10 protein-coding genes and 1 pseudogene are annotated in these 12,438 nt (G+C 73.0%); 5 read left to right on the plus strand and 6 right to left on the minus strand.

From position 1 onward, the window contains the following. Nucleotides 1-1,688: pseudogene (locus tag LE181_RS29955) on the plus strand (AfsR/SARP family transcriptional regulator); the annotation flags it as partial. A 32-nt stretch (nucleotides 1,689-1,720) separates the two neighbouring features. On the opposite strand, the gene LE181_RS29960 reads toward LE181_RS29955, so the two are convergent. From LE181_RS29960 to panB, 3 genes are all read right to left on the minus strand, one after another. Continuing rightward, complete coding sequence (locus LE181_RS29960) at nucleotides 1,721-2,545, minus strand: ABC transporter permease (protein WP_225664658.1); 825 nt, start codon at nucleotides 2,543-2,545, stop codon at nucleotides 1,721-1,723. Continuing rightward, complete coding sequence (locus LE181_RS29965) at nucleotides 2,542-3,567, minus strand: ATP-binding cassette domain-containing protein (protein ID WP_225664659.1); 1,026 nt, start codon at nucleotides 3,565-3,567, stop codon at nucleotides 2,542-2,544. The genes LE181_RS29960 and LE181_RS29965 overlap by 4 nt, the downstream gene beginning before the upstream one ends. 131 nt (nucleotides 3,568-3,698) lie before the next feature. After that, nucleotides 3,699-4,571, minus strand: coding sequence for a 3-methyl-2-oxobutanoate hydroxymethyltransferase (gene panB / locus LE181_RS29970; protein WP_225664660.1), 873 nt, complete (start codon nucleotides 4,569-4,571; stop codon nucleotides 3,699-3,701). Between the two features lie 193 nt (nucleotides 4,572-4,764). On the opposite strand from panB, the gene LE181_RS29975 reads away from it, so the two are divergent. The 4 genes from LE181_RS29975 (at nucleotide 4,765) to LE181_RS29990 (ending at nucleotide 8,522) form a co-directional block, all read left to right on the plus strand. Next, a complete protein-coding gene (locus tag LE181_RS29975) occupies nucleotides 4,765-6,384 on the plus strand; it encodes an MFS transporter (RefSeq protein WP_225664661.1) in 1,620 nt (539 codons plus the stop codon). Further along, nucleotides 6,381-7,046: a TetR/AcrR family transcriptional regulator gene (locus LE181_RS29980; RefSeq protein ID WP_225664662.1), complete on the plus strand. Its 666-nt coding sequence runs from the start codon at nucleotides 6,381-6,383 to the stop codon at nucleotides 7,044-7,046. The genes LE181_RS29975 and LE181_RS29980 overlap by 4 nt, the downstream gene beginning before the upstream one ends. Nucleotides 7,047-7,375: 329 nt before the next feature. After that, a complete protein-coding gene (locus LE181_RS29985) occupies nucleotides 7,376-8,287 on the plus strand; it encodes an endonuclease/exonuclease/phosphatase family protein (protein ID WP_372458543.1) in 912 nt (303 codons plus the stop codon). A 22-nt stretch (nucleotides 8,288-8,309) separates the two neighbouring features. After that, complete coding sequence (locus tag LE181_RS29990) at nucleotides 8,310-8,522, plus strand: DUF2277 domain-containing protein (protein ID WP_225664664.1); 213 nt, start codon at nucleotides 8,310-8,312, stop codon at nucleotides 8,520-8,522. A 21-nt stretch (nucleotides 8,523-8,543) separates the two neighbouring features. Here LE181_RS29990 and LE181_RS29995 read toward each other — a convergent pair whose 3' ends face one another. The 3 genes from LE181_RS29995 to LE181_RS30005 all read right to left on the minus strand — a co-directional run. Continuing rightward, a complete protein-coding gene (locus LE181_RS29995; RefSeq protein WP_225664665.1) occupies nucleotides 8,544-10,298 on the minus strand; it encodes an NAD+ synthase in 1,755 nt (584 codons plus the stop codon). A gap of 93 nt (nucleotides 10,299-10,391) precedes the next feature. Beyond that, nucleotides 10,392-12,011 carry a multicopper oxidase family protein gene (locus LE181_RS30000; RefSeq protein WP_225664666.1) on the minus strand — a complete coding sequence of 540 codons (1,620 nt, stop codon included), beginning with the start codon at nucleotides 12,009-12,011 and terminating at the stop codon, nucleotides 10,392-10,394. Nucleotides 12,012-12,071: 60 nt separating this feature from the next. Then, nucleotides 12,072-12,438, minus strand: a 367-nt coding sequence (locus LE181_RS30005; protein WP_225664667.1) for a hypothetical protein, incomplete at its 5' end; no start/stop codon positions are given.

The raw sequence follows: 12,438 nt of genomic DNA on the forward strand, positions 1-12,438 counted from the left end.
CCGGCGGCTGCGACCTGTCCGCCGCCGAGGAGGTCTGCGCCGACGGCACCGACGTCCACGCCCTGGACGTCGCCGCCCTCCTCGGCTCGCTCGTCGACAAGTCGCTCGTGGTGGCCGCCCCCGCCGCCGACGGCCAGATGCGCTACCGGCTGCTGGAGACCGTCGGCGAGTACGCCGGCGAGCGGCTGGACGAGGCCGGCGAACGGGCGGCCGTCGAACGGCGCCACCTGGTGGCCTACCGCGAACTGGCCCGCACCACCGACCCCTTGCTGCGCGGCACCGGGCAGCGCGCCTGGCTGGACCGCCTGGAGCTGGAGCACGACAACCTCCGCGCCGCGCTCCGCCGCGCCGTCGCCGCCCGCGACGAGCACGAGGCGCTGTGCCTGGTGCTGTCCCTGGCCTGGTTCTGGCAACTGCGCGGCCACCGCGCCGACGCCCGGCACTGGACGGAGGCCGTGGCCGCACTGGGCCCCAACCCCTTCGCGGAACCCATCGAGCCCGCACCGCCCCTGTACGTCTCCTGCATCGAGGCACCGCCCCCGATGTCCCCGGACCTGCTGCAGGAGGCGCGCCGCGGCATCCGGCTGGTCGCGATCGCCAACGTGGAGGCCAACATGCGGGAGATCGGCTCGCCCTCCACCCAGGAGCTGCTGCACGGCATCGTCGCCGCCTACGGCAACGGGCAGCCGCAGAACTGCCGCGTGCCGGGCATGATGTGGTACTACGCGACCTTGATGACGGGCGCCGCGGACGACCTCTACGCCGTCCTCGACGACGCCGTGCAGCGCTGCCGCGACCTCGGCTACTCCTGGGAGCTCGCCAACCTGCTGCAGCTGCGCGCCAAGGTGCTCAACGACAGCGTCGAGCGGGCCGACCAGGGCATCGCGGACGCCGACGAGAGCCTGGAGATCTTCCAGGGCGTCGGCGACTCCTGGGGCGTGGCCGAGGCGCTGTCCGGCCGCGGCGAGGCCCGGGAGAAGCACGGCGACCTCGCGGGCGCCGCCGACGACTACCGCGCGGCCATCGACCGCGTGGTGGAACTGGGCGCCGAGGGACAGGCGCCCATGCTGCGGGCCCGGCTCACCGAGGTGCTGCTGGAGGACGAGCAGCTCAACCCGGAGGAGGGCGAGCGGTTCTACCGCGAGGCGCTCGCCGACGCCATGCGGCTCAGCCCCGACACCGCCGCCTTCGTCCGCGTCCAGCTCGGCATCCGCGTGGCCCGCTCCGGCCGCCCCGCAGAGGCCAGGGAGCACTTCGAGCTGCTCGCGCAGGACTTCAACGAGCGGGCCATCGCCGTCTTCGAGGGCCTGATGGCCGGTCTGCTCGCCTGGACCGACACCCTCCTGGGCCGCCCCCAGGAGGCACTGCCGAGGGTGCGCGTCGCGCTGGAGAAGTGCGAGGACCCGCTGAGCCGGCTGATCGCCCCGCAGCTGCTGACCGCGGCACTGCTGCACGGTGCCCACGCCCACGCCGCGCTGGGCGGCGAGGAGCACGCCCTGACGGCGGCCCGCCTGCTCGGCGCCTGCGAGACCCTCCGCTACCCGGGCTTCCGCACCCCCGCCATGGAGACCGAGATCCACGACTGGACCGAGGAACGGGCCCGGTCGGTGCTGGGCGAGCAGGTCTACCGGCGGGCGCACGCCGAGGGCACCGGCCTCTCCTCCGCGGAGGCCGGCGCCCTCGTCTGACGCGCACCCGACGCCGCGGGCGGGGCGGCCGGTCAGGTCCTCTTGCGGAACTTGGCGACCGCCAGCGGAGCCGTCACCACCGTGATCGCCACCGACCAGGCCAGCGTCATCCACACCGAGTGGGCCACCGGGCCGCCGTTGATCAGGTGACGGGCGGCGTCGGCGAGGTTGGACAGCGGGTTGTACTTCGTGAACCCCTCCAGCCAGCCCGGCATGTTCGCGGTGGGCGCGAAGATGGAGCTGCCGAACTGCAGCGGCATCAGGACGAGCATGGCGACCCCCTGAACGGCCTGCGCCGTCTTCATGGTCAGACCCAGCAGAATGAAGATCCACATCAGCGAGGCGCCGAACACCATGGACAGCGCCACCGCCGCCAGCAGGTGCAGCACCGACGTGCTGACGGTCAGGCCGATCGCGAAGCCCATGGCCAGCAGGATCAGGGTCGCGACGAGCATCCGGCCGACCTCGACGACGATCTTCGCGATGAGGACGGAGGACCGGGCTATCGGCATCGTGCGGAAGCGGTCCATCACCCCCTTCTTGAAGTCGTCGTTGATGCCCGTGCCGACCGCCATGGCGATGTTCATGCCCATCATCGCCATCAGGCCGGGCACCAGGTAGTCGACGTACTCCTTCTCGTGACCCTTGCCGGCGATCGAGCCGCCGAAGACGTACGTGAACAGCAGGATGAAGATGATCGGCATCAGCACCGCGTCGAACATCGACTCGGGGTCCTGCTTGATCTGCAGCATGTTGCGGCGCGCCAGCGCCCCGATGTGCCGCAGGTTGGCCCGCAGGCCGATCCGGCCGTCCTCGGCGGGCGCCGCCGCGGGCGCACTGATCGTCGCCGCGCTCATGCCGCGACCTCCTCAAGCTCGTCGGTGTGCGCTCCGGCAGCAGCCGGGGTGGACGTCTTCTGGCCCGTGACGGCGAGGAACACCTCGTCCAGGCTGGGCAGATGGGTGCTGATGCCGGCGATGGCGAAGCCACGGCCGCCCAGCATGCCGATCACGGCCGTCAGCTGCTCGTCGCTGACGATGGGGACGTTGACCACGCCCTCCGCCTCGTCGGCGGTGGCGCCGGCGATCCCCGCCAGCCCGGCGCGGGAGACCTCCTCGGCCATCCGGGACAGCTCGGCCCGGTCCGCCGGGCGGATCTGCAGGGTGCGCCCGCCGACCTTCGCCTTCAGCTCGTCGACCCCGCCCCCGGCGATGACCCGGCCCCGGTCGATGACGGTCAGCTCGTCGGCCAGCTGCTCGGCCTCCTCCATGTACTGCGTGGTGAGCAGGACCGTGGCGCCCTCGGCCACCATCCGCTGCACCTCCGCCCACACCTCGTTGCGGGTGCGCGGGTCGAGGCCCGTGGTGGGCTCGTCCAGGTAGAGCACCGCCGGCCGGCCGATCATGGAAGCGGCCAGGTCGAGCCGGCGCCGCATGCCACCGGAGTAGGTCATCGCGGGGCGCTTGGCGGCCTCCGTCAGGGAGAAGCGCTCCAGCATCTCCTCGGCCCGCCGCCGGGCGTCCTTGCGCGAGAGGTCGAGCAGCCGCCCGATCATGTAGAGGTTCTCGGTGCCGGAGAGCTTCTCGTCCACCGAGGCGTACTGGCCGGTCAGCCCGATGACCCGGCGCAGCTGCCGGGGCTGTCGCAGCACGTCGTACCCGGCGACCCGGGCGCTGCCCGCGTCCGGCCGGATCAGCGTGGACAGGCATCTGACCAGCGTCGTCTTGCCGGCGCCGTTGGGGCCGAGGACGCCGAGGACCGTGCCCTCGCGTACGTCCAGGTCGACCCCGTCGAGTGCCTTGGTCGAGCCGAAGTGCTTGACCAGGCCCCGTACTTGGACCGCGTTTCCGTCGCGGTCGTGGATGTCGGTTCGCGTCATGCCCCCTACGGTGCCAGGCGCCGCTGACAACGGGCCGACATCCCGCCGACGGCCGGGGCGGGCCGCCGACGGCTCACCGACAGATCACCGACGGCGGTGCCGGCGGCGGACCGCCGGCACCGCGGTGCGGCCTAGTGGAAGGAGTGCTCCTCGGCCGGGTACGCCCCGCCCACGACGTCCTCCGCGAACGCCTTGGCGGCGTCCCCGAGGACCTCGCGCACCTGCGCGTACTGCTTGACGAAGCGCGGCAGGCGGCCGCTCGTCATCCCGGCCATGTCGGTCCACACCAGCACCTGCGCGTCGCACTCGACGCCCGCGCCGATGCCCACGGTGGGGATGTGCAGGGTACGGGTGACCTCTGCGGCCAGCTCCGCCGGTACGAGCTCCAGCACGACGGCGAAGGCGCCCGCGTCCTGGACGGCCTTGGCGTCGCGCAGCAGCTGCTGGGCCGCCTCCTCGCCGCGGCCCTGCACCGGGTAGCCGCCGTAGGCGTTGACGGACTGCGGGGTCAGGCCGACGTGCGCCATGACCGGTATGCCGGCCTGGACCAGCAGCTCGATCTGGTGGGCCGAGCGCTCGCCGCCCTCCAGCTTGACCGCGCCGACGCCCGCCTCCTTCACCAGCCGGGTGGCGTTGCGCAGCGCCTGGACCGCCCCCTCCTGGTACGAGCCGAAGGGCAGGTCGCCGACGACCAGGGCGCGCTTGGTGCCCCGTACGACGGCGGCCGAGAGGAGGGCGATCTCGTCCATGGTGACCGGCACCGTGGACTCGTAGCCGAGGTGACAGTTGCCCATCGAGTCGCCCACGAGCAGGACGGGGATGCCGGCCTCGTCGAAGACGGAGGCGGTCATCGCGTCGTAGGCGGTGAGCATGGGCCACTTCTCGCCGCGCTCCTTGGCGGCGGCGATGTCACGGACGGTGATGCGACGGGAACTCGTACCGCCGTACAGCGCCTTGGTGCCGGCCTTCTGGCTGCTGTCGGGGGTTTTCAAGGCATGCGTCATTGCCGTGGCTCCTGTGTTGTCGTCTCGAAGCGCCCTGACGGCGTCTCCGGATCACCTCCATGCTGACACGCCGCACCCGGGCGGGGAAGTGGCCCCCACCCCCGCGGGCGGCGGGCCCCGCCCGCGGGCCGGCGGAAGCGGGGGAGAGGCGATACGGAACGGGTCCGTATCGAAATAACCTATCGTGGGTGGCATGGCGACTCCCGACTCCGCCCCACCCGTCCGCAAGGTCCCCGAGGACGTCCACCGCCGGCGCTGGGCCGTCCTCGCGGTGCTGCTGTGCAGCCTCCTCGTGGTCGTCCTCGGCAATTCGGTCCTCAACGTGGCGATGAAGACGATCGCCGCCCCCGCCCCCACCGGCCTCGGGGCCAGCCAGAGCGAGCTGGAGTGGGCGATCAACGCCTACACGCTGGTCTTCGCCGGAATACTGTTCACCGCCGGCCTGCTCGGCGACCGGTGGGGCCGCAAGAAGGTCCTCGTCTTCGGCATGACCGTCTTCGGGATCGGCTCCGTGCTCGCCTCCATGGCCGGATCGCCCGCCGAGCTGATCGCCTACCGCGCGCTCATGGGCTTCGGCGGCGCGTTCGTCATGCCGTCGACGCTCGCCATCATCATGAACGTCTTCGAGCGGGACGAGCAGCCCAAGGCCATCGGCATCTGGGCCGGCGCCGTCGGCATGGCCATCGCCCTGGGGCCCATCACCGGCGGCCTCCTGCTCAGCCGCTTCTGGTGGGGCTCGGTCTTCCTCATCAACGTCCCGATCGTCGTCGCCGCCGTCACCGCGATGGTCCTCCTCGTCCCCGACTCCCGGGACCCCCGGCCCGGCCGGCTCGACCCCCTGGGCGTGCTGCTGTCCGTCGTCGGACTCGTCCTGCTGGTCTACGGCATCATCAAGGGCGGTCAGCTCGCCGACTTCACCGTGCCCGAGGTCTACGGAACGGCCGCCGGCGGCCTGCTCGTGCTCGCCCTGTTCGTCCTGCACGAGCGGCGCAGCACCCACCCCGCCATGGACGTGCGCTACTTCCGCAACCCGGCCTTCTCGGCGGCCGTCTCCTCGCTGGCGCTGGTCTTCTTCGGGCTGATGGGCGTCACGTTCTTCATGGTCTTCTACACGCAGAGCGCCCGCGGCTTCACCCCGCTGCAGAGCGGCCTGCTGATGCTGCCGCTCGCCGCCGCCCAGATGGTCTTCGCCTCGCGCACCCGGATCGTCGTCCAGCGGTTCGGCGCCCGCGCCGTGTGCACCGGCGGCATGCTCGTGATGGCCGCCACCATGGCCGGCTACGCCCTGCTCGACACGGACACCCCGATCTGGGTCCTGGAGGTGCTGTTCCTCTTCCAGGGCATCGCGATGGCCCACATCACCCCGCCCGCCACCGTCTCGATCATGCAGTCGCTGCCCCGTGAGAAGGCCGGCTCCGGATCCGCCGTGAACAACACCTTCCGGCAGATCGGCGGCGCGCTCGGCGTCGCCGTGCTCGGCTCGGTGCTCTCCACCACCTACCGCGACGGCATCACCGGCCGGCTCGACGCCGTCCCCGGGCTGACCGACGAGGCCCGGCACGCCGCCGGCGAGTCCATCGAGGCGACCCTCGCCGTCGCCGGGAGGCTCGGCCCGGCGGGCGAGGGCCTCGTCGCCCCCGCCCGCGACGCGTTCGTCCACGCCATGCACGTCACCGTGCTCGGCGCCAGCGCCTTCGCCCTGCTCGGAGCGATCGTCGCCCTGCTCTTCCTGCCGCCCCGGCAGGCGGGCCGCGGCGCGCCCGGCACGGCCCGGCCGGACGCCGAGAAGCAACAGGCGGGAGCAGGTAATTGACCGGCACCGGCACCCCCGCGCACGAGAACACCGGCACCCCCGCACAGGGCACCGCCCGCGCCGAGCGGCGCGGGCGGCCGCGCAGCGCGGCCGTCGACACCGCCGTCGTCGAGACCGTGCTGCGCCTGCTGGAACAGGGCGTCACCATCGGCGAGCTGTCGATGGAACGCATAGCCCGCGAGGCGGGCGTCGGCAAGGCGGCCCTCTACCGGCGCTGGGCCGGCAAGGAGGAGCTGATGCTCGACGTGCTGCGCTCCCTCGACGACGTCAGCCAGCCCGAGCCGCCCGGCGCCTCGGTCCGCGACGACCTCGTCGTCCTCCTGGAGTTCCTGCGCCGCCGCGGGCTCGCCAAGCGCTCCTCCGCCGTCCTGCGCACGGTCGTCACCCAGGTCAAGGCGCACCCCAGGCTCTGGAACGAATACCACCGCACGGTCGTCACGGCCCGCCGCGAGGCCGTCTTCGCCGTCCTGCGGCGCGGCATGGCGACCGGTGAGGTCCGCTCGGACCTGGACGTCGAGCTGCTGGCCGAGCTGTTCGTCAGCCCGATGCTGACCCGGGCCCTGCTCCACGAGTGGGAGGATCTCTCCGAGGGTCTGGCGGAGCGGATCGTCGACACCGTGCTGGAGGGCGTACGGCCCCGGGAGCGGACTTTTTCCGGCTGAGACCCGAATGTGCCCGTTCTGTCACAGCCCCCGGAGGGGCGCGATCGACAGGAACCCCTGCACACCGGACGCTCGTCCTCCTCCCCGACGCCCCGGCCAGGGGTGGCCGGGTAAGCCCCGCTCCGTTGATCACCTATGGTCGGGTGGCGGGGACGCAGTTGACGAAGCAGTGAGGACATCCCATGCCGCAGGCATATATGGAGGAGACGGGCCACGAGGGAGCCGCTCCGGAGCGGAACGGCTCCGGAGTCCGCCGCTTCCTCACCGCCCGGTGGCAGGAGAAGCGGAGCGAGCAGCAGGACGAGAAGAGGCAGTGGAAGAGCCCCGGCATGTGGCGCCGCGGTGCGGTGCTCGCCGCGCTCGCCGTGCTCCTGGGCCTGCTGATGCTGCTGCACGCCGACATCCCCAACCGGGTCGGCAACCTCGGCAGCCTCACCGAGACCTTCCTGCCCTGGCTGGGCCTGTTCCTCCCCGTGCTGCTCGGGCTGGCGCTCTGGCGCCGCTCGGCGACGGCCCTGATAGCCCTGCTGCTCCCCGCCGTCGTCTGGGCCAACCTCTTCGGCGGCCTGCTGAGCGACAAGTCCGGCAAGGGCGGCAACTTCACCGTCGCCACCCACAACGTCAACGCCGAGAACCCCGACCCCGCGGCCACCGCCCGGGCCGTCGCCGCCTCCGGCGCGGACGTCGTGGCCCTGGAGGAGCTCAGCGACGCCTCCCGGTACGAGAAGGCGCTCGCGGGCACGTACAAGTACCACTCCGTGCAGGGCACGGTGGGGATCTGGAGCAAGTACCCGCTGCAGCTGAGCCAGCCCGTCGACATCAAGCTCGGCTGGACGCGCGCCCTGCGCGCCACCGTCCGCACCCCGCAGGGCCCGGTGGCCGTCTACGTCGCCCACCTGCCCTCGGTGCGCGTGAAGTTCAACGCCGGTTTCACCGCCGGGCAGCGCGACAACAGCGCCGAGGCGCTCGGCCGGGCCATCGCCCAGGAGCCGGAGAAGAGGGTCGTCCTCCTCGGCGACCTCAACGGCACCATGAACGACCGCTCCCTCGCCCCCATCACCTCGCAGCTACGCTCGGCCCAGGGCGCGGCGGGCGACGGCTTCGGCTTCAGCTGGCCGGCCGACTTCCCGATGGCCCGCATCGACCAGATCATGGTCCGTGGCATGGACCCGGTCTCGGCGTGGACCCTGCCGGCGACGCCGAGCGACCACCTGCCGGTGGCGGCGCGGGTCAAGATCTGAGGCCGCGCGGCACACTGGAGTCATGTGCCGCAGCATCAAGACGCTCAGGGCGCCGGTGACGCCCGAGCCCGGCGAGGACGACATCCGCGCGGCCGCCCTGCAGTACGTGCGCAAGGTGTCCGGTTTCCACCGGCCCGCCGCGCACAACGAGGCCGTCTTCGAGCAGGCCGTCGACGAGGTGGCCGCGGCGACGGCCCGGCTGCTGGACGGCCTGGTGGTGCGGGGCAGGGGATGAGCCCCCCGCCCCGCCCGGGTGTCACACGCTCTCGCGCCAGGCGTTCGTGATCGGCAGGCGACGGTCCTTGCCGAAGCCCTTCGCCGAGATCTTCGTGCCCGGCGGGTACTGGCGCCGCTTGTACTCCGCCGTGTCGACGAGCCGCAGGATGCGCGCGACGAGCTCCGCGTCGAAGCCCTCCGCCACGATCGCCGCCCGTCCCCGGTCCCGGTCGACGTACAGCTCCAGGATCCGGTCGAGCACGTCGTAGTCCGGCAGCGAGTCCGTGTCCACCTGACCCGGGCGCAGCTCGGCGCTCGGGGGCTTGGCGATGGAGTTCTCCGGGATCGGCGGGGTCTCGCCGCGCTCGGCGGCCGCCTGGTTGCGCCACTTGGCGAGGCGGAAGATGCCCGTCTTGTAGACGTCCTTGATCGGGCCGTACGCGCCGACCGAGTCGCCGTAGAGCGTGGAGTAGCCGCACGCCAGCTCGGACTTGTTGCCCGGCGCCAGCACGATGTGGCCCTCCTGGTTGGAGATCGCCATCAGCATCGTGCCCCGCAGGCGGGACTGCAGGTTCTCCTCGGCGAGGCCGGTCAGGCCCAGCGCACCCATGTAGGCGTCGAACATCGGCGCGATCGGCACGGTGCGGAAGTGGAGGCCGGTGCGGCGGGCCAGCTCCTCGGCGTCCCCGAGGGAGTGGTCGGAGGAGTAACGGGACGGCATGGCCACGCCGTACACGTTCTCCGCGCCGATCGCGTCGCAGGCGACGGCGGCGACGAGCGCGGAGTCGATGCCGCCGGAGAGGCCGATGAGGACGCTGCGGAAACCGTTCTTCCGGACGTAGGCCCGCAGGCCCGTCACCAGCGCGCTGTACACCTCCTCGTCGTCGCCCAGGTGCGCCACCTCGCCGCCGGTGAACTCCGGCTCGTAGGCGGGCAGCGGCTCGGCGGAGAGCGTGACGTGCTCGATGCGCAGGCCGTCGTCGACCACGCCGGACGGCGGCGTCGCCGGGGCCTCGGGCAGGTCGAGGTCGAGCACGATGCAGCGCTCCTCGAACTGCGGGGCGCGCGTGACGACCTCGCCGTCGCGGTCCACGACGATCGAGTCGCCGTCGAAGACCAGCTCGTCCTGGCCGCCGGTCATCGCCAGGTAGGCGAGGGTGCAGCCGGCCTCCTGGGCCCGCTTGCGGACCAGCTCCAGGCGGGTGTCGTCCTTCTCCCGCTCGTACGGGGAGGCGTTGACGGAGAGCAGCAGCCCGGCCCCGGCGGTGCGGGTGGCGGGCACACGGCCACCGCCCTGCCAGAGGTCCTCGCAGATGGCGAGGGCGACGTCCACGCCGTGCACGCGGATCACCGGCAGCGTGTCGCCGGGCACGAAGTACCGGAACTCGTCGAAGACGCCGTAGTTGGGCAGGTGGTGCTTGGCGAAGGTGAGCACGGCCTCGCCGCGGTGCAGCACGGCGGCGGCGTTGCACGGGGCGCCGGCCGGCCGGCCCAGCTCGTCGCGGGACTCCTCGTGGCGGTCGAGGTAGCCGACGACCACCGGCAGTTCCCCGAGGCCCTCGGCCTGCAGGCGTCCGGCCAGGGAGCGCAGGGCGTTCCGGCTGGCCTCGACGAAGGACGACCGCAGGGCCAGGTCCTCGACGGGGTAGCCCGTCAGCACCATCTCGGGGAACGCCACGAGGTGGGCTCCCTGTTCGGCGGAGTGCCGGGTCCAGCGGACGATCGAGTCGGCGTTCCCGGCGAGGTCGCCGACGCGGGAGTCGATCTGGTTCAGGGCGAGACGAAGTTGAGCCACGCCGCCAGTCTAATCGTCTGACTGACGCAATGTGGTGTGAGCGCCGCCACGACGGGCCCGGCCCCCGGTGCCGGGCCCGCCGCGCACGCACGCCTAGCTGCGGTAGCCGAGGACCGTCATCATCCCGGCCTCCGCGTGGTACACGTTGTGGCAGTGGATCATCCACAGGCCCGGGTTGTCCGCGTCGAAGTCGGCCTCCAGCCGCTTGCCCGGCAGCACGATCGCGGTGTCCTTGCGGGGCCCGCCGCCGGGCAGCGCGAAGGTGTGGCCGTGCAGGTGCATCGGGTGCCACATGTCGGTGTCGTTGACGAAGACGAGCCGCACCCGCTCGCCGGCGCCCACCGGATAGCGCTGGCCGGGCGCGTACTTCCTGCCGTTGACGGCCCAGTCGTACCTCGCCATCGAGCCCGACAGCCGCAGGGTGACCGTGCGGTCGGGCCTGCGGTCCGCGAGCGCCACGGACCGGTCCGCCTTCAGGGCGGCGGCGGTCAGCGGGGTGCCCTCCAGCTCCCGGGGGCGTACGTCCGCGCCGGGCGCCGTCCCGCCGCCCGTGCGCAGCACGGCCAGCGCGCTGCGCTTCTTGCCCTCGGCCAGGGCGGTCAGCGGGAAGACGCCGTCCTTCACCTTCACCAGTACGTCGTAGCGCTCTCCCATACCCAGCAGGAGGGCGTCCGTCTGGACGTGCTCGACGGGGAAACCATCCGTATGGGTGACGGTCATGCGGTGGTCGCCGAGGGCCACGCGGAAGGCCGTGTCGCCGCCCGCGTTGATGAGGCGGATGCGCACCCGGTCGCCGGGCCGGGCGGTGAAGGTCTGCGGGTCCTCGGGGACGCGCCCGTTGACGAGGTAGTGGGGGTAGGCGACGTCACCGGCGTCACCGCCGAGCACGTCGCTGGTGGCGCCCATCAGCATCCGCGGCGGCCCGGCGGGGGAGGGGGACGCCGCCGCCCGCCGCGCCGCCGCGCCCTTCGACGACACCGACGTGTGCGTCATGCCGTGCCCCCCGCCGTGGCCGGCGCCCCCGCCGTGATCCATGCCGCCGTGGTCCATGCCGCCCATGCCCCGGCTGAGTTCCGCGAGCACCGCGTCCGGGGTGCTGCCGTCCACGCCGTCGACCCAGTCGTCGAGGACGACGACCCACTCCTTGTCGTAGGCCAGCGGCTCCTTCGGGTCCTCCACGATCAGCGGCGCGTACAGCCCCCGGTCCTGCTGGGTGCCGGAATGCGGGTGCAGCCAGTACGTGCCGGGGTGGGTGACCGCGAAACGGTAGTCGCGCGAGGCGCCCGCCCGGACGGCCGGCTGCGTGAGGCCGGGGACCCCGTCCATGTCGTTGCGCAGCGCCAGCCCGTGCCAGTGCACGGACGTGGGCTCGGGCAGGTGGTTGGCGAGGGTGAGGGCGAGGGTGTCGCCGGCGGTGACCCGGATCTCCTTGCCGGGCAGGGCGTCGTCGTACGCCCAGGACCGGACCGTACGGCCCCCGCCCAGGTCGAGCGCGGCCGCAGTGGCGGTCAGCCGCACCTCGCGCACGGGGCCCGGGCGGCGCCGGGCCTCCGCGGCGGCGACCTCCGGGCCGTCGGGGGAGACGTAGCCGGCGGGCGCGGTGTCGGACGGCGCCGCGGCGGAATCGCCGCCCTTCGAGCAGGCGGCCAGCAGGCCGCTTCCGGCGGTGACGATGCCCGCGCCGAGCACGGCGCGGCGAGTGGTGTTGCGCATGGGAAAGCACCTCATTGGGTGGTCGGTGGTGTGCGGGGGCAGCGGCGAGCGCGCTGCCGCCTATACGCGCAGCACCGACAACCGGGCGAGGGCCTTGTGCCGTGGCGGGGGCGGGACGGGCCACAGGGCACGCGAGAACCACGCGGCCCCGGCCGCCGCGCCGCCGTCGGCCGGGCGGCGCAGGGCGCCGAACGACAGCAGGAGGACGACGGCCCAGCCGGCCGCCCCGAGCACGGCGAGACAGACCGCCATGGGGTCCATGCCACCGGGGCCGTGGCCCGGAGGAGCGACGTGCGGGCCGCCCGGGGCGATAACGGCCGCCGCGAAGGAGCCCGCGGACGCCGCGAGCGCCACCCGGTGCGGGGAGCCCGCCGGGGGGTGGGCCGGTGCGTCACCCGCGGCGCGGCCCGCGGCGCCGCCCGGTGCG

The sequence above is a fragment of the Streptomyces sichuanensis genome, assembly GCF_020328095.1.
Classification (GTDB): Bacteria; Actinomycetota; Actinomycetes; order Streptomycetales; family Streptomycetaceae; genus Streptomyces; species Streptomyces cinnamoneus.